This is a genomic window from Pukyongiella litopenaei (genome assembly GCF_003008555.2).
GTDB classification, from domain to species: domain Bacteria; phylum Pseudomonadota; class Alphaproteobacteria; order Rhodobacterales; family Rhodobacteraceae; genus Pukyongiella; species Pukyongiella litopenaei.
This window is the reverse complement of record NZ_CP027665.1, coordinates 313,650-332,781: the sequence shown is the minus strand read 5'-3', so window position 1 is coordinate 332,781 and position 19,132 is coordinate 313,650. Positions and strand designations below refer to the sequence as shown.

At 67.2% G+C, this 19,132-nt stretch carries 20 protein-coding genes; 11 read left to right on the top strand and 9 right to left on the bottom strand.

Annotated elements, in window-relative coordinates:
* Positions 1-10 precede the first annotated feature (10 nt).
* Entirely contained in the window at positions 11-439 is a 429-nt protein-coding gene (locus C6Y53_RS01635; protein WP_106473900.1) for a VOC family protein, read from the bottom strand.
* A 175-nt stretch (positions 440-614) separates the two neighbouring features.
* Here C6Y53_RS01635 and thyX point away from each other — a divergent pair, with 175 nt between their 5' ends.
* Positions 615-1,523 (top strand): FAD-dependent thymidylate synthase, encoded by a 909-nt coding sequence (thyX, locus tag C6Y53_RS01630; protein WP_106473899.1) that lies wholly within the window; start codon positions 615-617, stop codon positions 1,521-1,523.
* 63 nt (positions 1,524-1,586) lie between these two features.
* Here the strand turns inward: thyX and C6Y53_RS01625 are convergent, their stop codons facing one another.
* The gene (locus C6Y53_RS01625; RefSeq protein WP_106470846.1) at positions 1,587-1,793 is read right to left on the bottom strand and encodes a cold-shock protein; all 207 of its coding nucleotides are present in this window, start codon (positions 1,791-1,793) and stop codon (positions 1,587-1,589) included.
* Between the two features lie 239 nt (positions 1,794-2,032).
* On the opposite strand from C6Y53_RS01625, the gene C6Y53_RS01620 reads away from it, so the two are divergent.
* The gene (locus tag C6Y53_RS01620) at positions 2,033-2,350 is read left to right on the top strand and encodes an ArsC/Spx/MgsR family protein (protein WP_106470845.1); all 318 of its coding nucleotides are present in this window, start codon (positions 2,033-2,035) and stop codon (positions 2,348-2,350) included.
* A gap of 9 nt (positions 2,351-2,359) precedes the next feature.
* Here C6Y53_RS01620 and guaD read toward each other — a convergent pair whose 3' ends face one another.
* The gene (guaD, locus tag C6Y53_RS01615; RefSeq protein WP_106470844.1) at positions 2,360-3,673 is read right to left on the bottom strand and encodes a guanine deaminase; all 1,314 of its coding nucleotides are present in this window, start codon (positions 3,671-3,673) and stop codon (positions 2,360-2,362) included.
* Between the two features lie 130 nt (positions 3,674-3,803).
* Here guaD and mgtE point away from each other — a divergent pair, with 130 nt between their 5' ends.
* Positions 3,804-5,198 carry a magnesium transporter gene (gene mgtE / locus C6Y53_RS01610; protein WP_106470843.1) on the top strand — a complete coding sequence of 465 codons (1,395 nt, stop codon included), beginning with the start codon at positions 3,804-3,806 and terminating at the stop codon, positions 5,196-5,198.
* Entirely contained in the window at positions 5,195-5,749 is a 555-nt protein-coding gene (locus C6Y53_RS01605) for a 5-formyltetrahydrofolate cyclo-ligase (protein ID WP_106470842.1), read from the top strand. Before mgtE ends, C6Y53_RS01605 begins: the two co-directional genes overlap by 4 nt.
* A 31-nt stretch (positions 5,750-5,780) precedes the next feature.
* On the opposite strand, the gene C6Y53_RS01600 is transcribed toward C6Y53_RS01605, so the two are convergent.
* On the bottom strand, positions 5,781-6,005 hold the full coding sequence (locus C6Y53_RS01600; RefSeq protein WP_106470841.1) for a putative hemolysin: 225 nt from the start codon (positions 6,003-6,005) through the stop codon (positions 5,781-5,783).
* 110 nt (positions 6,006-6,115) lie between these two features.
* Between C6Y53_RS01600 and C6Y53_RS01595 the strand changes: the two genes are divergently transcribed.
* The 4 genes from C6Y53_RS01595 to C6Y53_RS01580 all read left to right on the top strand — a co-directional run bounded on the left by C6Y53_RS01595 (position 6,116) and on the right by C6Y53_RS01580 (position 10,514).
* Positions 6,116-6,928: a TIGR00282 family metallophosphoesterase gene (locus tag C6Y53_RS01595; RefSeq protein WP_106470840.1), complete on the top strand. Its 813-nt coding sequence runs from the start codon at positions 6,116-6,118 to the stop codon at positions 6,926-6,928.
* Positions 6,925-7,848 carry a DMT family transporter gene (locus C6Y53_RS01590; protein WP_106470839.1) on the top strand — a complete coding sequence of 308 codons (924 nt, stop codon included), beginning with the start codon at positions 6,925-6,927 and terminating at the stop codon, positions 7,846-7,848. Before C6Y53_RS01595 ends, C6Y53_RS01590 begins: the two co-directional genes overlap by 4 nt.
* A 43-nt stretch (positions 7,849-7,891) precedes the next feature.
* Positions 7,892-9,670 carry an SLC13 family permease gene (locus C6Y53_RS01585; RefSeq protein WP_106470838.1) on the top strand — a complete coding sequence of 593 codons (1,779 nt, stop codon included), beginning with the start codon at positions 7,892-7,894 and terminating at the stop codon, positions 9,668-9,670.
* Between the two features lie 64 nt (positions 9,671-9,734).
* The gene (locus tag C6Y53_RS01580) at positions 9,735-10,514 is read left to right on the top strand and encodes a YbaY family lipoprotein (protein WP_106470837.1); all 780 of its coding nucleotides are present in this window, start codon (positions 9,735-9,737) and stop codon (positions 10,512-10,514) included.
* 7 nt (positions 10,515-10,521) lie between these two features.
* Here C6Y53_RS01580 and C6Y53_RS01575 read toward each other — a convergent pair whose 3' ends face one another.
* The 3 genes from C6Y53_RS01575 to C6Y53_RS01565 form a co-directional block, all read right to left on the bottom strand.
* Positions 10,522-12,180 carry an FAD-binding dehydrogenase gene (locus C6Y53_RS01575; protein WP_106470836.1) on the bottom strand — a complete coding sequence of 553 codons (1,659 nt, stop codon included), beginning with the start codon at positions 12,178-12,180 and terminating at the stop codon, positions 10,522-10,524.
* Between the two features lie 101 nt (positions 12,181-12,281).
* Entirely contained in the window at positions 12,282-13,016 is a 735-nt protein-coding gene (locus tag C6Y53_RS01570; RefSeq protein ID WP_106470835.1) for a glutamine amidotransferase, read from the bottom strand.
* Between the two features lie 60 nt (positions 13,017-13,076).
* Positions 13,077-14,849, bottom strand: coding sequence for an SLC13 family permease (locus tag C6Y53_RS01565; RefSeq protein ID WP_106470834.1), 1,773 nt, complete (start codon positions 14,847-14,849; stop codon positions 13,077-13,079).
* An 89-nt stretch (positions 14,850-14,938) separates the two neighbouring features.
* Between C6Y53_RS01565 and C6Y53_RS01560 the strand changes: the two genes are divergently transcribed.
* The gene (locus C6Y53_RS01560; protein ID WP_106470833.1) at positions 14,939-15,679 is read left to right on the top strand and encodes a YebC/PmpR family DNA-binding transcriptional regulator; all 741 of its coding nucleotides are present in this window, start codon (positions 14,939-14,941) and stop codon (positions 15,677-15,679) included.
* 54 nt (positions 15,680-15,733) lie between these two features.
* On the opposite strand, the gene C6Y53_RS01555 is transcribed toward C6Y53_RS01560, so the two are convergent.
* Both C6Y53_RS01555 and C6Y53_RS01550 read right to left on the bottom strand, forming a co-directional pair.
* Positions 15,734-16,426 (bottom strand): nitroreductase family protein, encoded by a 693-nt coding sequence (locus tag C6Y53_RS01555; RefSeq protein WP_106470832.1) that lies wholly within the window; start codon positions 16,424-16,426, stop codon positions 15,734-15,736.
* Between the two features lie 98 nt (positions 16,427-16,524).
* Positions 16,525-17,403, bottom strand: coding sequence for a LysR family transcriptional regulator ArgP (locus C6Y53_RS01550; RefSeq protein ID WP_106470831.1), 879 nt, complete (start codon positions 17,401-17,403; stop codon positions 16,525-16,527).
* Between the two features lie 88 nt (positions 17,404-17,491).
* Between C6Y53_RS01550 and C6Y53_RS01545 the strand changes: the two genes are divergently transcribed.
* Positions 17,492-18,091 carry a LysE/ArgO family amino acid transporter gene (locus C6Y53_RS01545; protein WP_106470830.1) on the top strand — a complete coding sequence of 200 codons (600 nt, stop codon included), beginning with the start codon at positions 17,492-17,494 and terminating at the stop codon, positions 18,089-18,091.
* Positions 18,092-18,130: 39 nt separating this feature from the next.
* Complete coding sequence (locus C6Y53_RS01540) at positions 18,131-19,045, top strand: DMT family transporter (protein ID WP_244614919.1); 915 nt, start codon at positions 18,131-18,133, stop codon at positions 19,043-19,045.
* Positions 19,046-19,132 lie beyond the last annotated feature (87 nt).

The window sequence follows — 19,132 nt, the reverse complement described above, 5'->3', positions numbered from 1 at the left end:
CGCGGGCGGTTTACCAGTGGCCGGTGTTTTCCATGCTGGCCCAGGGTTCCATCGGCGCCAGCGCGTCGCCGGCCTGCAGCAGTTCGACCGAAACATTGTCGGGCGACCGCACAAAGGCCATGTGCCCGTCGCGCGGCGGGCGGTTGATGGTCACGCCGTTGTCCATCAGGTGCTGGCATACCCCGTATATATCATCAACGCGGTAGGCGAGGTGACCGAAATGTCGGCTGTCCGAGGGCAGCCCGTCATCGCCGTCCCAGTTCCAGGTCAGTTCGACCGGGCAGTCTTCCTGTCCCGGCGGGGCCATGAACACCAGCGTGAACCGGCCGCCTTCGTGGTCGATGCGCCGGGTCTCTTCCAGCCCGAGCAGGCGAAAGAACGCCATTGTCTTGTCCAGATCGGCGACGCGCACCATGGTGTGCAGATATCTGATGGTCATGGAAACCTCCTTGTGCTGCCGCGAATTTAGCGGATGCAGCCGCCAGTTCCAGTGTTGATTGACCCGTGGCGGGCTTGCCGCGCGGCCGGGTGAAGTCAAGCGGATATAGTGGTTCACCACTGGGCGATGCCAATATATGGTTGCCGCAGATCATGTGCAGACAGAGGATTCGCCCATGCCCCTGACCCCGGAACAGCAGGCCGAGATCGAACGGCAGCGCGCCGAGCCGCAACCGACCCTGCGGGTGGTCTCCGCGGGCATGGAGCAGCATCTCTATTCCGCGCACCCGGTTCTGGATCATGGGTTTGTCCGCGTGATCGACTATATGGGCGACGACGCCGCGATCACGCAGGCGGCGCGGGTCAGCTATGGCAAGGGCACGCGGTCGGTGCAGAATGACGAAGGCCTGATCCGTTACCTGATGCGGCACTGGCATTCGACCCCGTTCGAGATGTGCGAGATCAAGCTGCATGTGAAGCTGCCGGTCTTTGTCGCGCGGCAGTGGATTCGCCATCGCACGGCCAATGTGAACGAATATTCCGCCCGGTATTCGATCCTCGACCGCGAATTCTACATCCCGACGCCCGATCATGTGGCGGCGCAATCGGCGGTGAACAACCAGGGGCGGGGCGAGGCGCTGGAGGGCGAGGAAGCGGCGCGGGTGCTCGATATCCTCAAGACCGATTCGATGCGCTGCTATGACAATTACGAGGCGATGATCTCGCAGGACGGCCAGCAGGGGCTGGCGCGTGAACTGGCGCGGATGAACCTGCCGGCGAATGTCTACACGCAATGGTACTGGAAGGTTGATCTGCACAACCTGTTCCATTTCCTGCGCCTGCGCGCGGATGCCCATGCCCAGTACGAGATTCGCGCCTACGCCGACGCGCTGTGCAGCCTCGTCGCCGACTGGGTGCCATTCGCCTACCGCGCCTTCGAGGATTATCGCCTGGGGGCTGCAACCCTGTCGGCGCAGATGGTCGATTGCCTGCGCAGAATGCTGGATGGCGAGGCCGTGACCCAGGAAAACTCGGGCATGGCGGCGCGCGAATGGCGTGAATTCGAATCGGTGCTGGGGCGCTGATCTGACGGTCCGGGAGGAACCCGCGCCAGCCGGGTGCAGGCGGGCGCGGGTGGCGTCAGGGTGTCAGAGCGCCTTGAGGTCTGATGCCATCTGGCGGCCGTCGCGACCGTCCTGCAGCTCGTAGGCCACTTTCTGGTTGTCCGCGAGCCCGGTCAGCCCCGACCGCTCGACTGCTGAAATATGCACGAACACATCCTTGCCGCCTTCGTCGGGGGCGATGAATCCATAGCCTTTGGTGGTATTGAACCATTTCACGGTGCCGGTTGGCATGTCCCGTGTCTCCTTCTGATCGCAATTCTCCCTGCCGGGGCAGGGTCTTTGAAGGACGCAGCCGCGCGACGAGACCGCCCCCTGCAATGCCAGCGGAAATCAGGCCGGTGGATACGCCCGCGGGCAGGATTGCATGGGGATGTGAAATTTCAAAGAAAGAAAAATGGGGCTGTGCCAGCGGCGACAGGCGGGTATCTGTTGGGGAAAGCCATGACACGGGACAGGACCGGGGGAGCGCTATGGAACTCTACGGGTTGATGAATTGCGATACCTGCCGCAAGGCGCTGAAGGCGTTGCCACGGGCGCGGCTGGTGGATGTCCGCGCCGAAGGCGTGCCCGAGGCGGTGATGCAGGCCGCGCGGGACCGGTTCGGGGACAGGCTGGTGAACCGGGCCTCGACGACATGGCGCAATCTCGACGATACCCAGCGTGCACGCCCGGCAGGGGAATTGCTGGCCGAACACCCGGCGCTGATGAAGCGGCCGCTGATCGTGGATGGCGACGCGATGTGGCTGGGCTGGACGGCGGAAACCAGGTCCGGCCTTGGATTGGAATAATATGACAGATCAGTGCGATATCAAGTTATGTTGATGTTTAAAGTGAGCTTTCTTCCCGCCGATCCAGACCTCGGTCACCGCGCGGTCATCGCCCATCATGATGGTGGGAAACAGCGCCTCCCAGAGATCGGCCGCGCGCTCTGAGCGTTGCGCGATGGCAGGCGTCGATGCCAGGTCGAGCACGACGAGGTCGGCTTCCATTCCCGGTGCGATGCTGCCGATCCGGTCGTCCATCCGCAAGGCCCGCGCCGAGCCGGCGGTGGCGAGCCAGATGAGCTGAGACGGGTGCAGCGGCGTTCCCCGCAGCTGTCCGATCTCATAGGCCGCGGCCATCGTCCTGAGCATCGAAAACGACGACCCGCCGCCGGTATCGGTGGCCAGCCCGATGCGCTGGCCCTCGGCGATCAGCCCCGCCATATCGAACAGGCCCGAGCCGATGAACGTGTTCGAGGTGGGGCAATGCACCAGCGCGGCGCCGGTTTCGCGCAGCCGGTCGCGCTCGCGCGGCTCCAGATGGATCGCGTGACCATAGAGCCCGTTCGCCCCCAGCAGGCCGTGGGATTCATAGGTGTCCAGATAGTCCCGCGCCGATGGATAGAGCGACTTCACCCAGGCGATTTCGTCGGTCTGTTCGCTCAGATGGGTCTGCATGAGGCATTCCGGATGCTCGGACCAGAGCGCGCCGAGCGCGGCCAGCTGATCCGGCGTCGAGGTGGGCGAGAACCGGGGTGTGATGGCATAGGATATCCGGCCTCGCCCGTGCCATGTCTCCAGCAGCGCCTTGCTGTCGTCATAGGCCGATTGGGCGCTGTCGCGCAGACCCTCGGGCGCGTTACGGTCCATGCAGGTCTTGCCGCCGACCACCCGCTGCCCGCGCCGGTGCGCCTCGGCGAAGAACGCCTCGACGCTGGCCGGGTGAATGGTGCAGAAACTGCACATGGTCGTGGTGCCGTTCGCTGTGGTCAGGTCGAGATACCGCGCGGTGATCCGCGCGGCATAGGCGGGATCGGCGAATTTCGTTTCCTCGGGAAAGGTGTAGCTGTTCAGCCAGTCGATCAGCCGTTTGCCCCAGGAGGCGATGATCGCGGTCTGCGGGTAATGCACATGGGCATCGACGAAGCCCGCGCAGATCAGCTGTTGGCCGTGGTCATGCAGGGCCGCGTCCGGATGGGCCCTGCGCAGATCCGCGCGCGATCCGACGGCCGCGATACGGCCGCCCGACAGCGCCACCGCCTCGTGCACGACGGCGGCCCCGGGGCCGGCCTGAAACGGATCGGCATCGAATGACAGGACCTGTCCGGTCAGGATTGCATCGCCTTGCATCGCTGCTCCTTATCGTTTTCGCGCGCGGGTCAGCCTGGTCGCCGCGGGCGGTTCGGTAAATTCCGGCATTCTCATTGTTTTCCTGCAACGGCTTCCTTTATCCTGCGGTCAATCGCGAAAGGGACGTCGCATGACCGAAGAAGCCGAGCAGGCCAGGGATGAAAGCCGGCACGACGACGAAGCGTATCAGTTGCCGCCGCGCACCGTAACCGCGATTCTCTATGCGGTCGATACCGGTGACCGCGACCGGCTCGAAGAACTGATGGCACCGCTGCACGCGGCCGACATCGCCGACCTGCTCGAGCAGATGAACACCCATGACCGGGCCGAACTGATCCGGCTCCATGACCGCGATTTCGACGGTGAAATCCTGTCCGAACTGGACGAGACGCTGCGCGAAGAGGTCATCGCCATGCTGCACCCGGCGGTGCTGGCCGAGGCGGTGCGCGACCTGGAAAGCGACGATGTCGTGGATCTGGTCGAGGATCTCGAGGAACCGCAGCAGGAGGCGATTCTCGACGCGCTGGAAGATGCCGACCGGGTCGCGGTGGAACGCGCACTGGCCTATCCGGAGAACTCGGCCGGCCGCCTGATGCAGCGCGAGGTGGTGATGGCCCCCGAGGACTGGACCGTGGGCCAGGCCATCGATTTCCTGCGCGCCGCGGATGATCTGCCCGAACAGTTCTATCACGTCGTTCTGGTCGACCCGCGGATGCATCCCGTCGGCAACGTGACGCTGGGCAGATTGATGAGCCACCGGCGCGAGGTGCCGTTGTCCGAACTGACCGAAGACGTGTTCGAGGTGATCCCGGTCACGCGGGACGAAGAGGACGTGGCCTATGCCTTCAACCAGTATCACCTGATCTCGGCCCCGGTGGTCGATGACGACGGGCGGCTGGTCGGCGTGATCACCATCGACGACGCCATGGCCGTTCTCGACGACGAACACGAAGAAGACATCCTGCGCATGGCCGGGGTGAGCGACGAATCGAGCCTGTCGGACACCATTTTCGCCGCCGCGCGGGGGCGTGCGACATGGTTGTCCGTGAACCTGCTGACGGCAATTCTGGCCGCGTTCGTGATCAACCTGTTCTCTGAGGAGATCGAAGCGATGGTGGCGCTGGCGGTGCTGATGCCGATCGTCGCGTCGATGGGCGGCAATGCGGGCACCCAGACCATGACCGTCACGGTGCGGGCGCTGGCCACGCGCGACCTGACCGCGCAGAACGCGCTGCGCGTGATGCGGCGCGAGATCTCGGTGGGGGCGGTGAACGGGGTGTTGTTCGGCGTTCTGATCGCGCTGGTGGCCGGGTTCTGGTTCGGCGTGCCGATGCTGGCGGCGGTGATCTGCGTGGCGATGATGTTGACCCAGGTTACCGCGGCGCTGGGCGGCTTCGCGATCCCGATGCTGCTGGACCGGGCCGGGATCGACCCCGCCCTGGCCTCAGGACCATTCGTGACCTCGGTGACGGACGTGGTCGGGTTTTTCACCTTTCTCGGGCTTGCCGGCTGGGTTCTGCTGTGACCCTGGCCGAGGACAAGGCGGCGGCGCGCAGGGCCGGGCTGGCCCGTCGCGAGGCCGCCCACGCGGCCGCAGTGCCGGGGGCGGCCGTGCGGCTGTCCGACGTGCTGGCGGGCTATCGCGGGGTGCCGCTGGCCGGATACATGCCGATCCGCACCGAGATCGACCCGCTGGCCGCCATGGCCGAGGCGGCGGCCCACGGGCCGGTCGGCGTTCCGGTGATCGCGGGCAGGGACCAGCCACTGAGGTTTTCGCGCTGGGAACCGGACGCGCCGCTGCGCGACGGGCCGTTCGGGGCGCGGGTGCCGCTGGTCGACGATTTCCTCGATCCCGAGATCCTGATCGTGCCGCTGGTGGCCTTCGATGCCGTCGGTGGCCGGCTGGGCTATGGCGGCGGGTTCTATGACCGCACGCTCGAGCGGTTGCGGCGCCGGCGCCCGACGCTGGCCATCGGCTTTGCCTATGATGCCCAACAGGCCGACGCCTTGCCGCTGGAGCCGACCGACCAGCCGCTCGACATGATCGTCACCGAAAGCCGGGTGATCGGCCGGTGACAAGTGACAGATGACAGCGGGGCCGCGCCGGTCAGCCGCCGGTCTGTTCCCGGAAATACGCCCAGGCATCCACCTCGCGACCATCGGGCAGGATGCAGATACCGGTCTGCCCATCGGTTGTGTCCCTGATCTCGTGCCGGCCCCCCTGTTCGACGCAGAAACTCGCGGCGGGGTTGGCCAGACCGGTCTGCGGGGGGTCTTCGGCGCAGGCCGCCAGGGCGACGCAACACAGGGCGGGGGCAAGGATATGGCGCATCGTGGAACTCTCCTTTTGCGGGGCCAGGGGCAGGGTTGACGGGTTGCCGGCGGTTTGCAACCGGCAATCGCGGGCTTGCCCCCGCCGGTGCCGGGGCCTACCACAGCACCATGAGATTGCTTTTTCTTGGTGACGTGATGGGGCGCGCGGGCCGCGCCGCCATCAGGGACCGGCTGCCCGGTCTGCGCGACGCGTGGCGGCTGGATTTCGTCGTGGTGAACGGCGAGAACGCGACCAGCGGCATGGGGCTGAACGTCGCCCATGCCAAGGGGCTGCTGGATGCCGGGGCCGATTGCCTGACGCTGGGCGATCATGCCTTTGACCAGCGCGACATGCTGCAGTTCATCGAAACCGAACCGCGCATCATCCGGCCGGTCAACTATGCCAAGCAGGCGCCGGGCAAGGGGTTCCGGCTGTTCGAGGCGCGCGGCGGGCGCAAGGTGCTGGTGGCGCAGGTGCTCGGCAACGTGTTCATGCGCCGGGCCTTCGACGATCCGTTTTCGGCGATCGAACCGGTGCTCAAGGCGCATCCGCTGGGCGGGATGGCCAGCGCGGCGATCGTCGATATGCATTGCGAGGCCACGTCCGAAAAGATGGCGATGGGACATTTCTGCAATGGCCGCGCCAGCCTGGTGGTCGGCACGCATACGCATGTGCCCACCGCGGATGCGCAGATCCTGTCGGGCGGCACGGCCTATCTGACCGATGCCGGCATGTGCGGATCCTACGATTCGGTGATCGGGATGGACAAGGCCGAGCCGCTGCGCCGGTTTGTCACCGGCATGGCAAGGGACCGGTTCACGCCGGCCATGGGCGAGGCGACGCTGTCGGGCATCCTCGTGGAAACCGACGACCGCAGCGGCAAGGCGCTGTCGGTGCGGATGGTGCGCGAGGGCGGATCGCTGGAACAGGCGGGGCCGTGACGCTCCGGCAGGTCGCGCTCTATTCCCTGATCCTGGTCATTGCCGGGGCAGGGTGGGGGATGACCCAGCCGTTGACCAAGATCGCGGTCAGCACCGGGCACGGGCCGTTCGGGCTGATCTTCTGGCAGATGCTGATCGGCGCGGTCGCGATGGCCGCGTTGCTGGCGTTGCGTGGCCGGCCCCTGCCGCTGCACCGGGCGGCGTTGCGGGTCTACCTGGTGATCGCGTTGATCGGCACGCTGCTGCCCAATTCCGCCGGCTACACCGCAATCGCCCATCTGCCCAGCGGGTTCATGTCGGTGCTGCTGTCGCTGGTGCCGCTCTATGCCTTTCCGATCGCGCTGCTGCTGGGGCTCGAGCGATTTGCGCCGCGTCGTCTGGCCGGGCTGCTGATCGGGCTGGCGGGCGTCGCGCTGCTGGTTCTGCCCGAGGCCAGCCTGCCCGACCGCGCCGCGCTGATCTGGGTGCCGGTCGCGCTGGTCTCGGGGCTCTGCTATGCCTGCGAGGGCAATATCGTCGCCCGCTGGGGCACCGCCGGGCTGGGACCGTCGCAGGTGTTGTGCGGCGCATCGGCGCTGGGCGCGGTGCTGATCCTGCCGGTGGCGCTGGCAACCGGGCAGTTCATTTCGCCCCTGGCCGGGTTCGGGGTGCCGGAACGCGCGCTGGTGGTTGCCGCGCTGATCCATGTGGCGGTCTATGCCGCCTATGTCTGGCTGGTGGCACATGCGGGGCCGGTCTTTGCGGTTCAGGTCAGTTACCTCGTCACCGGGTTCGGCGTGCTCTGGGCGATGCTGATGCTGGGCGAAACCTATGCGCCTTATTTCTGGGCAGCGATGGCGCTGGTGCTGGCGGGCGTGTTCCTCGTTCAGCCCCGGCGGCAGCGCGTGCTTGCCCCCGATCCCGCAATCAAACAAACTTGACCGCGCGGGTTCGCCCGTCACCGCAGAAACAACACGGGCGCATATGGACCTGATTCAGCTTTCCGACACCGCGGGCGCGATAACGGCACTGGCCATCGTGGGCGCGATGTTCGCGATGTTCGTCCGCGAACGGTACCCGGCCGAGGTCGTGGCGATCGCGGGCGTGGCGGCGATGCTGGTGCTGGGCATCCTGTCCTATGACGACGCGCTGCGGGTGTTGTCGAACCCGGCCCCCTGGACCATTGCCGCGATGTTCATCGTGATGGGCGCGCTGGTGCGGACCGGTGCGCTGGAATGGTTCACCCACCTGGCCGAAGCCCAGGCCGACACCAGCCCGGCCCGCGCCATCGGCGCGCTGATGCTGTTCGTGGTGGTGGCCTCGGCCTTTGTCAACAACACCCCGGTGGTGGTGGTGATGATCCCGGTTTTCGTCCAGCTGTCGCGCAAGCTGGGCATGTCGGCCAGCAAGTTCCTGATCCCGCTGTCCTATGCCGCGATCCTGGGCGGCTGTCTGACGCTGATCGGCACCTCGACCAACCTGCTGGTGGACGGGGTGGCGCGGTCGCGCGGGCTGGACCCGTTCACCATATTCGAGGTCACGCCGCTGGCGGTGCTGCTGGTGATCTGGGGCGGGGTCTATCTGCGCTTTGTCGCGCCCCGGCTGCTGCCCGAGCGTGACAGCATGGCGTCGCTGCTGTCGGACAAGCGGTCGATGAAGTTCTTTACCGAGGCGGTGATCCCGCCCGACAGCAACCTGATCGGGCGCGACGTGACCGGGGTGCAGCTGTTCAAGCGACCGGGAGTGCGGCTGATCGACGTGGTGCGGGGCGATGCCTCGCTGCGGCGCGATCTGGCCGGGGTGACGCTGCAGGTGGGCGACCGGGTGGTGCTGCGCACGCGGATGACCGAGCTTCTGAGCCTGCAGAACAACAAGGAACTGAAGCGGGTGGACCAGGTGTCGGCGGTCGAGACCACCACCGTCGAGGTGCTGATCACGCCGGGCTGCAAGATGGTCGGCCGGCGGATGGGCGACATCCGGCTGCGGCGGCGCTATGGGGTCTATCCGCTGGCCGTGCATCGCCGGAACCAGAATATCGGGCGGATGCTGGACGACCTGGTGGTGCGGGTGGGCGACACGCTGCTGCTCGAAGGCGCGCCGGCCGATATCCGGCGGTTGTCGGTGGATATGGACATGGTCGATGTCGGCCAGCCGTCGGACCGGGGGTTCCGCCGCAGCCACGCGCCGCTGGCGATCGCGGCGCTGGCGGGGATCGTGGTGCTGGCCGCTCTCGGCGTGGCGCCGATCCTGCTGCTGGCGGTGCTGGCAATGGCGATGATCTTCCTGACCCGCTGCATCGACGCGGACGAGGCGTTTTCCTTTGTCGATGGCCGGTTGCTGGCGCTGATCTTCGCCATGCTCGCGGTCGGGGCGGCGCTGGAAAGCTCGGGCGCGGTGGCACTGATCGTGGACACGATCGCCCCGGCGCTCAAGATGCTGCCGCCGTTCCTGATCGTCTGGGTGATCTATCTGCTGACCTCGATCCTGACCGAACTGGTGTCCAACAACGCGGTGGCGGTCGTGGTCACGCCGATCGCGATCGGGCTGGCGCAGGCGATGGGGATCGATCCGCGCCCGCTGGTCGTCGCGGTGATGGTGGCGGCCTCGGCCTCGTTCGCGACGCCGATCGGGTATCAGACCAACATGATGGTCTATGGGCCGGGCGGCTACCGGTTCACCGATTTCCTGCGCGTGGGCATCCCGCTGAGCCTGAGTGTCGGTATCCTCGCCTCGGCCTTGATCCCTTTCATATGGCCTTTGTGAAGGTGGCCTTGACGACCGTGTCCGGGTGCCCCATCTCGAACCGCAACAACGAAAGGATATCGTGATGAATCGCCGCCGGTTTTCCTCTGCCATGGCTGTCGCCGCGCTGGCGGCCGCAACGACATCGTTCGCGGGCCTGCGCCCCGCCGCGGCATCCGACGCGGCATCCGCGGACAGCGCAAAGGTGACCGGCAGCGTCACCTGGCGCGAACGGATCGCGGTGAAACCAGGCATGGTGCTGGATGTCGAACTGCTCGACACGTCGCGGGCGGATGCACCGGCGATCCGGATGGCGCAGCGGCGCTATGCGCTGGACAAGGTGCCGTTCGGGTTTTCGCTGGAAACCGACGCCGCACTGATCGAGGACAACCACCGCTATACCGTGGCCGCGCGCGTTTTCGACGGCGGACGGGTGGCGTGGCGGTCCACCTCGGCCCATGCGGTGCTGACCGGCGGCGCGCCGAACGAGGTCGAGATCCTGGTCGAGCGCATGGCCGCGCCGGCATCGGTTCTCGACGAATCGCACTGGCAGGTGGTTCAGCTGAACGGGGCGGCGGTCGAAAGCCCGAAACCGCCAACGGTGTCCTTTCTCGCCGATGGCGGGCTGGCGGTGTTCAGCGGCTGCAACCGCCATCACGGCTCTGTCGTGATCGATGGTGACGGGCTGACCGTCAACCGCAACATGGCCGGGACAAAGATGGCCTGCCTGCCGCCGCTGGACGTGCTCGAACGCGATCTGGTCGCGGCCTTGTTCGACACGGTGCGGTTCTCGCTCCGGGGCGACCGGCTGATCCTGCTGAATGCCGAGGGCGCGCCGGTTCTGGTGCTCGAACGCGCGGGGTAGGCCGGACCTAGGCCACCGCCTGCGACCGCCCGGCGTTGCGTCCCGAAAAGATGCAGCCGCCCAGGAAGGTGCCTTCCAGCGCGTTGTAGCCATGATAGCCGCCGCCGCCGAACCCGGCGGCTTCGCCGGCGGCGAACAGCCCCGGCACGACCCGGCCATCCGCGCCGATCATCCGGCTGTCGAGATCGGTCTGCAACCCGCCAAGGGTCTTGCGGGTCAGGATATGCAGCTTGACCGCGATCAGGGGCCCGTTGGCGGGGTCGAGAAACCGGTGCGGTTTGGCGGTGCGGATCAGCCTGTCGCCGCGATAGTTGCGGGCGGCGAGAATGGCCATCATCTGCGCGTCCTTGGTGAACGGGTTGTCGACCTGCGCGTCGCGCGCCTCGATCTGGGCGCGCAGCCCGGCACCGTCGAGCGGGACCTCTCCCAGCCGGTTCATGCCCTCGACCAGCTGTTCCAGCGTGTCGGCCACGACGAAATCGGCGCCATGTGTCTTGAAGGCTTCGACCGGCCCGGTCGCGTTCCGGCCCGACAGGATGCGCTGGCGGATCACCTCGCGCCAGCTGCCCGAGGTGAAATCGGGGTTCTGTTCGCTGCCCGAGAGGGCAAATTCCTTCTTGATGACCGTCTGGGTCAGCACGAACCAGCTGTAGTCATGCCCCGTGGCCATGATTTCGCGCAGCGTGCCCAGCGTGTCGAAACCGGGCAGGCAGGGCGGCGGCAGGCGCCGGCCGGTGGCATCGAACCACAGCGACGACGGCCCCGGCAGGATGCGGATACCGTGATCGGGCCAGATCGGATCCCAGTTGCGCACGCCTTCGGTGTAATGCCACATCCGGTCGCGATTGATCACATGGCCGCCGGCGGCTTCGGATATGGCGATCATGCGGCCATCGACATGGGCGGGAACACCGGCGATCATGGTTGCGGGCGGCTCGCCCAGGCGGTCGCGGGGCCAGGCCTTGCGCACGAGGTCGAAATTGCCGCCGATCCCGCCCGAGGTAACGATGACCGAAGCGGCGCGGCAGGTGAAATCGTCGGCCTTGCGGCGATTGGTTTTCTGACCGCGCGAGGCGTCATCCGCGGCAAGAACGGTGCCGGAAACGCCGGTTGCACACCCGTTTTCCATCAGGATGTCATCGACCTGGTGGCGGAACCTCATGTCGATCAGCCCGGCGGCGACATGGGCCAGCACCCGGTCGGCAAAGACCCGGACCACGCCGGGCCCGGTGCCCCAGCTGATGTGGAAGCGCGGCACCGAATTGCCATGCCCGTCGGCCCAGCCGCCGCCGCGCTCGGCCCAGCCGACCACCGGAAACCAGCGCAGCCCCATCCGGTGCAGCCAGGGGCGCATCTCGCCTGCGGCAAAGGCCACATAGGCCTCGGCCCATCTGCGCGGCCAGCCGTCTTCGGCGCGGTCGAACCCGGCGCTGCCCATCCAGTCGCGCAGGGCCAGTTCGGCGCTGTCGCGGATACCCATGCGGCGTTGCTCGGGGGTGTCGACCATGAACAGCCCGCCCAGGCTCCAGAACGCCTGGCCACCCAGAAAATGTTCGGGTTCCTGGTCCAGCAGAATCACCCGCTTGCCCCGGTCGGCCAGTTCGGCCGCCGCCGCCAGCCCGGCCAGCCCCGCGCCAACGATGATCGCATCCGCCCGATCGGTCATGTCCTGCCCTCCGCGTGACACGCTGTCGGACCAACATGACCATGTTCCGCGCCGTGCCGCAAACAGCCTGTGCCCGTTTCGTCCGGCGCGGCCGTCCGGGGTCAGCCGTAGCGGGCGGCGAACCGGCGCAGGATTTCACCCGGCACGGTGACATCGGCGGCATGGCAGATGTCGATCAGCGCCTCGGCCATCTCGGGCGGAAAATAGCCGTGGTTTTTGTAGATGCGGATACGGTTCTCGAAATCCCGCGCATCCGCCTCGGGATGGAACTGGGTGGCATAGACGTTCCGGCCATGGCGGATCATCTGGAACGGGCAGGGGGCCGAACTGACCAGATGCACGCAACCCGGCGGCAGCGCCTGCACCGCTTCCTTGTGCCCGACAAAGGCGGCCCAGCGGCCCGGAAGCCCCCGCATCAGCGGATCATCGGCCGCCGCCGTGGTGGGTATGCATTCCGATGGTCCGACCGGTTCGGAATACCGGGCCCTGGAGACATCGCCGCCCAGATGCGCGGCAAGGATGCCCAGCCCGTAGCAGCAGCCCATGAACGGATGGTCGGTCGCGGTGATCCGGGGCATCAGCCCCATGATCTGCGCCTCGATCCGCGCGTCCAGCGGTGATTTCTCCTCGGGCGGGTCGCTGACGCAGCCGGGGCCGCCACCGACGATCACGCCGGCATAATCGTCCAGCTCCAGGTCGTCGGGCAGGCATTCCTGGTCGAGCCGGATCCGCCGGGCGCGATGCTCGGGCAGGTGGGCGCGGGCCAGGATCGACGCAAACTCGCCATCGGCGGCGTCGGTTTCGGGGCGCAGCTGTAGGATCAGGAACGGTTTCATCCGGCGCGGGATAGCAAGCGCGGGGGGCCGCTGGCAAGCGGCGTCGCACCCGGCGGGGTGTCAGAGCGGCCAGAACAGCAGGATCGCCGGGATCGACACCGCAACGATCAGCGCCTCCAGCGGCAGCCCCATCCGCCAGTAATCGCCGAACCGATAGCCGCCCGGCCCCAGGATCAGGGTGTTGTTCTTGTGCCCGATGGGGGTCAGGAAGGCCGACGACGCCGCCACCGCGACCGCCATCAGGAACGGGTCGGGCGACACCCCCAGCGTCTGGGCCATCTGGATGCCCACCGGGGCGGCGACGATGGTCGTCGCGGTGTTGTTCAGCACGTCCGACAGGGTCATCGTCACCAGCATCAGCACCGTGAGCACGACCCAGGCGGGCAGGCCTGCGGTCAGCGTCACCAGCGCGCCCGCGATCAGTTCGGTGCCGCCCGAGGTCTCGAGCGCCGCGCCCAGCGGGATCATCGAGCCCAGCAGCACCACCACCGGCCATTCGACGTGATTGTAGATGTCCGCGATCGGCAGGATGCGGGCCAGCACATAGGCGATCACCACCAGCCCCAGCGCCACCGGCAGGTAGATCAGGCCAAGGCTGGCCGCCGCCACCGCGGCGGCGAACAGGCTGATGGCGGTCCAGGTCTTGTCGTCGGCGGTCACGCTCAGCCCGCGCTGGGCCAGCGGCAGGCCGCCGATCCAGTCGGTCACGTCGGCGGTGCGCCCGGTCGGGCACAGCAGCAGCAGGATATCGCCGGGATGCACCTCGGTCTTGCGCACCTGGTCGCGGATCGGGCGGCCTTCGCGGGAGATCCCCATCAGAATCGCGTTCTGCCGCCAGGCCAGCCCCAGCCCCTGCGCGGTGCGCCCGGCGATGCGCGCGCCTTCGGGCACCACGAGCTCGATCACCTCCAGCCCTTCGCCCGCCGCGGTCAGCTGCTCCTGCCGTTCGGCGTCGGAAAAGGCGAGCCCGAGCGCCGAGCGGAACTCGTCCAGGGCCGCCGGCGCGGCCTCGAGCACCAGCGTGTCGCCGGCCCGCAGCACCGCGTTGGCGGCGCGGCCGTAGCGGCGTTTGCCGTTGCGGACCAGGCCGAGGATCGCGACATCGGCGCGTTCGGCTTCGGTATCGAGCTCGGCCAGGCGCTTGCCTTCATGCGGCGTATCTTCGGGCAGGGTCAGTTCGGCGATATAGGGGGCAAAGGTAGCCTCGGGTTCCTGTGCGCCGCCCCGGTCGGGGATCAGCCGCCAGCCGATCAGCGCCACAAAGACCAGCCCGGCCAGTGCCGCGGTCGCGCCCACCGGCGCGAAATCGAACATGTGGAAGGGTTCGCCCAGCGTGTCGTGGCGGATGCTGGCGATGATGATGTTGGGGGGCGTGCCGATCAGCGTCGCCATGCCGCCCAGGATGGTGGCGAAACTCAGCGGCATCAGCGACAGGCCCGGTGCCCGGCCCGCCTTGCGCGCGGTCTGGATGTCGACCGGCATCAGCAGCGCCAGCGCGGCGACGTTGTTCATGAAAGCCGACAGCAGCGCCCCCACCGCGCCCATCAGCGCGATGTGGCGGCCCAGGCCGCGGGCGCTGTCGACCAGCGTGCGGGTGATCAGGAACACTGCGCCCGAGCGGACCAACCCCGCCGAGACGATCAGCACCAGCGCCACCACCAGGGTGGCGGGGTGGCCGAACCCCGAAAAGGCGCTCTCGGTGGGGACCACGCCGGACACGACACCCAGCATCAGCGCCGAGAATGCGACGAGGTCGTATCGAAACCGGCCCCAGAGCAGCAACGCGAACACGGCGCCGAACAAGGCGAACAGGATGATCTGGTCGGATGTCATGGCGCTACTCTAGCGTCGTGCGCCGCCTTGAACACCCCGGCTGGCCGGGTCTATATGAACGCCGTTCGAAATCAGCACGAGGAACCAACATGGCCGGCCATTCCAAATGGGCAAACATCCAGCATCGCAAGGGCCGCCAGGACGCGGCGCGGTCGAAGCTGTTTTCCAAGCTCAGCAAGGAAATCACCGTCGCGGCCAAGATGGGCGATCCCGACCCGGACAAGAACCCGCGCCTGCGGCTGGCGGTCAAGGAGGCCAAGTCGAACTCGGTCCCCAAGGACGTGATCGACCGCGCGATCAAGAAATCGCAGGCCGGTGAGGGCGACGATTACGAGGAAATCCGCTATGAGGGCTATGGCCCGAACGGGGTGGCGGTGATCGTCGAGGCGATGACCGACAACCGCAACCGCACCGCCTCGACCGTGCGGTCGACCTTTTCCAAGAACGGCGGCAACCTCGGCGAAACCGGCAGTGTCGGGTTCATGTTCGAACGCAAGGGCGAAGTGGTCTATCCGGCCGATGCGGGCGACGCGGATACCGTGTTCGAGGCGGCCATCGAAGCCGGCGCCGAGGATGTGGAAAGCGGCGAGGACGGCCACATCATCTGGTGCGGGGACACCGATCTGAACGACGTGTCGAACGCGCTGGAAACCGCGCTGGGCGAATCCGAGGCCACGCGGCTGGTGTGGAAACCCACCACCACCACCGAACTGGACCTCGATGGGATGCAGAAGCTGATGAAGCTAGTCGATGCGCTGGAAGACGATGACGACGTGCAGCGCGTCACCACCAATTTCGAAGCCTCCGACGAGGTGATGGCCCAGCTCTGACCGGGCGGGCCGCGCGGTATCCCGGATCCCGTTCAGGGGGTCCGGGTCGCGGCATCATTCCAGGAAGGTCGAAATCTCGTCCAGGGGTTTCTTGATCTTGGCCGCTGCCGGCACCTGTGCATCGTCGGCGGGATGACCCACCGCGATGATCATCGTGGGTTTCTCCGACGCGGGGCGGCCGAGCGCGGGGCCGAGGAACTTCATCGGATTGGGCGTGTGCGTCAGGGTGTTCAGCCCGGCGTGATGCAGCGCCGCCAGCAGGAACCCGGTGGCGATGCCGACGCTTTCGGGCACATAGTAGTTCTTGTAGCGGGTGCCGTCGTCGAATTCACCCCAGCGCTGCGCGAAAACGACGATCAGCCAGGGGGCGATGGTCAGGTGCGGCTTCTCGGCGGTGGTGCCGATCGGCTCCAGCGCCTTGATCCATTCGTCGCTGGCGCCGCCGGAATAGAACCGCTGTTCCTCGATCTCGGCCTCTGACCGGATCCGCGCCTTGAGCGCGGGGTCGGAAACGGCGACGAAATGCCAGGGCTGGTGATTGGCGCCCGACGGCGCCGAGCCCGCGGTGCGGATGCAATCAGCGATCACGTCGCGCGGGACCGGCCGGTCGGCATAGTCGCGGGTGGTGTGGCGGCGGCGCATCTTGTCATAGAACCCGGCGGCGGCGATGCGCATGTCGCCATCGCTCATGTTGGCGCGGTCGGGCAGCGGGATGCCCGCGTAGGACAGGTTTTCCCTGGTGAACATGAGATCCTCCTTTACAGCCGTTTACGCATCGGCAGGTGCCGCCGCAAGCGGTGGCGGGCGGGCAGGGCGATGGTGAACCGGCAGGGCCAAGGGCCGGGTCAGGGGGCGATCAGCGCCGCGCGCGCGGCGCGGCGGACGGCGCGGGTGACCCCGGTCAGCGCCGGGGCCATGATCCGGCTGACCTGCCATGTCAGCCCCACATCCAGCGGAGCATCCGGCACCAGTTCCCGCAGGGCGCCGGCATCGATATGCGGGCGGCAGAGCGGTTCGGGGTTCATGCCCCAGCCCAGCCCGGCCCGCGCGGCATCGACGAACGCATGGGTCGAGGGCAGGGAATGGCTGGGCGGTGACAGGGCCTTGCCGGTCTGCGCCTGCATCCATGTGCGCTGCAACGCGTCCTTGGCGTTGAAGGTCAGGCAGGGCGCGGCGGCAAGGCTCCGGGCATCGACGCAATCGGCGAACCAGCGCCCCGCGAAACCCGGGCTGGCGGTGGCGAGATAACGCAGCGCGCCGAGCGGGAACGCATCGCAGCCCGCGACCGGCCGCCCCGATGCGGTCACGGCGGCGCTGACCTCTCCGCGTTTCAGCCAGTCCGCGGAGTGATCCTGATCGTCGATCACCAGGTCGAACAGCATCCCCTCCGCCGCGGCCATCGCCGGGACGAACCAAGTGGCCAGGCTGTCGGCATTGACGGCGACACGCAGCCGGCCCGGTCCGCCGCCCCGGCCCAGGTCGCGAGCGAGCTGGGTTTCGAGCAGCGCGAGATCCGCCGCGTGTTTGGCCAGCCGCGCGCCTGCGGATGTCGCGATGCAGGGCGTGGTGCGCCGCACCAGCACGGTGCCGACCCGTTCTTCCAGCGCGCGGATGCGCTGGGAAATCGCGGGCGGTGTAACGGCAAGCTCGGTTGCCGCCGCATCGAAGCTGCCAAGCCTCAGAATCGCCTCCAGCGCGGCAAGCTGATGAGGGTCGAGTGACATAAGTATAGCTTAACATAGCTTAGAAACATTCAGTAGACTGAATTCGTGACATACACTAGGCAAACCGGAACGCCACACAGAGGCCATCATGAACTCTGCCTTTCTGCCCGGTTTCGCCCTCGGTTTCAGCCTGATCCTCGCCATCGGGGCGCAGAACGCCTTTGTTCTGCGCCAGGGGCTGCGCCGCGATCACGTTTTCGCGGTCTGCCTGACCTGTGCCCTGTCGGATGCGGTGCTGATCGTCGGCGGCGTGGCGGGGTTTGGCGCTCTGGCCGAGGCGGTGCCCTGGCTCGAAACGACGATGCGGTTCGGCGGTGCCGCGTTCCTGCTGGTCTATGGCGCTTTGAACCTGCGCAGCGGGTGGCGCGGCGGTGCCTCGCTGCTGGCATCGGACGATCTGCGGTCGGCGCTGGGGCCGGTGCTGCTGACGGCGCTGGCGCTGACCTGGCTCAACCCGCATGTCTATCTCGATACGCTGGTGCTGATCGGGTCGGTCTCGGCACAGTACGCCGACCGCCTGTCATTCGGGCTGGGGGCGGTGACGGCCAGCTTCACCTTTTTCTTCGGCCTGGGCTATGGCGCGCGGCTGCTGGCGCCGCTATTCGCGCATCCGCGTGCCTGGCAGGTGCTGGATACCGGCGTCGGCCTGACCATGTGGGCGATTGCCGGCAAACTACTTGTCATGTGAAGGGTTGCCTGCCTGCCCGTTTGGGTGTTGAACCGGATCATGGCCGATCTGAACGCCACCATCGCGCACCGCCCGCTCGCCGGTATCCTGTGGATGTTGGCCGCCGGGTTCTGCTTTGTGGTCATGACGGCAATCGTCAAGGCGCTGGGCACCGAGGTCCATCCGGTGCAGGCGGCCTATCTGCGCTATCTGCTGGGCCTGGTGTTCCTGCTGCCCGCGATCCCGGCGCTGAGGGGGGCGCGGCTGTCCGCGCAGCAATGGGGCTTTTTCGGCCTGCGCGGGGTGATGCATGCCGCCGGGGTGATGCTGTGGTTCTTTGCCATGACCCAGATCCCGCTCGCCGAGGTCACCGCGATGGGCTATCTCACGCCGGTCTATGTCACCATCGGCGCGGCGTTTTTCCTGGGCGAAAAGCTGGCGCTGCGCCGGATCCTGGCCATTGCCGCGGCGCTGCTGGGTGTCGTGATCATCCTGAGACCGGGCTTCCGCGAGGTCGATCCCGGCCACCTGGCGATGCTGATCACGTCTTTCGTGTTCGCCGGGTCCTATCTGCTGGTCAAGGTCGCCGCCGATGATGTGAACCCGGCGGTGGTGGTCGCAATGCTGTCGATCTGGGTGACCGTCGCGATGACGCCCTTTGCCATCGCGGTGTGGGAACCGGTGAGCCTGCATGCGCTGGGCGGTCTGGCCGTCGTGGCCTGTTTCGCCACCGCCGGCCACTACCTGATGACCCGCGCCATTCAGGCCGCGCCGCTGACCGTGACCCAGCCGGTCACCTTTCTCCAGCTGGTCTGGGCGGTGAGCCTCGGCGCGCTGGCCTTCAGCGAACCGGTGGATGGCTGGGTGATCGCCGGGGGCACGCTGATCATGGCCGCGGTCAGTTTCATCACATGGCGCGAGGCGGTGCTGAAACGCCGCGCGGTAACGCCGCCCAACATCGCGCCGAAACTCTGACCCGGGCAGAATTGCGCCGAGGGACGGGGGCGGATGCGTGTCCGGTTTTAAATTGATTGACCGATCAATAAACGACCGCTATGCCGC

What these genes read in the sequence shown, in the direction of transcription:
- guaD (WP_106470844.1), bottom strand. Translation starts at nt 3,673, where the DNA reads ATGCAAGGCGATGCAATCCTGACCGGACAGGTCCTGTCATTCGATGCC.
- C6Y53_RS01620 (WP_106470845.1), top strand. Translation starts at nt 2,033, where the DNA reads ATGGAACTCTACGGGTTGATGAATTGCGATACCTGCCGCAAGGCGCTG.
- C6Y53_RS01585 (WP_106470838.1), top strand. Translation starts at nt 7,892, where the DNA reads ATGGACCTGATTCAGCTTTCCGACACCGCGGGCGCGATAACGGCACTG.
- C6Y53_RS01560 (WP_106470833.1), top strand. Translation starts at nt 14,939, where the DNA reads ATGGCCGGCCATTCCAAATGGGCAAACATCCAGCATCGCAAGGGCCGC.
- C6Y53_RS01565 (WP_106470834.1), bottom strand. Translation starts at nt 14,849, where the DNA reads ATGACATCCGACCAGATCATCCTGTTCGCCTTGTTCGGCGCCGTGTTC.
- C6Y53_RS01570 (WP_106470835.1), bottom strand. Translation starts at nt 13,016, where the DNA reads ATGAAACCGTTCCTGATCCTACAGCTGCGCCCCGAAACCGACGCCGCC.
- thyX (WP_106473899.1), top strand. Translation starts at nt 615, where the DNA reads ATGCCCCTGACCCCGGAACAGCAGGCCGAGATCGAACGGCAGCGCGCC.
- C6Y53_RS01555 (WP_106470832.1), bottom strand. Translation starts at nt 16,426, where the DNA reads ATGTTCACCAGGGAAAACCTGTCCTACGCGGGCATCCCGCTGCCCGAC.
- mgtE (WP_106470843.1), top strand. Translation starts at nt 3,804, where the DNA reads ATGACCGAAGAAGCCGAGCAGGCCAGGGATGAAAGCCGGCACGACGAC.
- C6Y53_RS01635 (WP_106473900.1), bottom strand. Translation starts at nt 439, where the DNA reads ATGACCATCAGATATCTGCACACCATGGTGCGCGTCGCCGATCTGGAC.
- C6Y53_RS01600 (WP_106470841.1), bottom strand. Translation starts at nt 6,005, where the DNA reads ATGCGCCATATCCTTGCCCCCGCCCTGTGTTGCGTCGCCCTGGCGGCC.
- C6Y53_RS01540 (WP_244614919.1), top strand. Translation starts at nt 18,131, where the DNA reads ATGGCCGATCTGAACGCCACCATCGCGCACCGCCCGCTCGCCGGTATC.
- C6Y53_RS01625 (WP_106470846.1), bottom strand. Translation starts at nt 1,793, where the DNA reads ATGCCAACCGGCACCGTGAAATGGTTCAATACCACCAAAGGCTATGGA.
- C6Y53_RS01550 (WP_106470831.1), bottom strand. Translation starts at nt 17,403, where the DNA reads ATGTCACTCGACCCTCATCAGCTTGCCGCGCTGGAGGCGATTCTGAGG.
- C6Y53_RS01545 (WP_106470830.1), top strand. Translation starts at nt 17,492, where the DNA reads ATGAACTCTGCCTTTCTGCCCGGTTTCGCCCTCGGTTTCAGCCTGATC.
- C6Y53_RS01580 (WP_106470837.1), top strand. Translation starts at nt 9,735, where the DNA reads ATGAATCGCCGCCGGTTTTCCTCTGCCATGGCTGTCGCCGCGCTGGCG.
- C6Y53_RS01595 (WP_106470840.1), top strand. Translation starts at nt 6,116, where the DNA reads ATGAGATTGCTTTTTCTTGGTGACGTGATGGGGCGCGCGGGCCGCGCC.
- C6Y53_RS01575 (WP_106470836.1), bottom strand. Translation starts at nt 12,180, where the DNA reads ATGACCGATCGGGCGGATGCGATCATCGTTGGCGCGGGGCTGGCCGGG.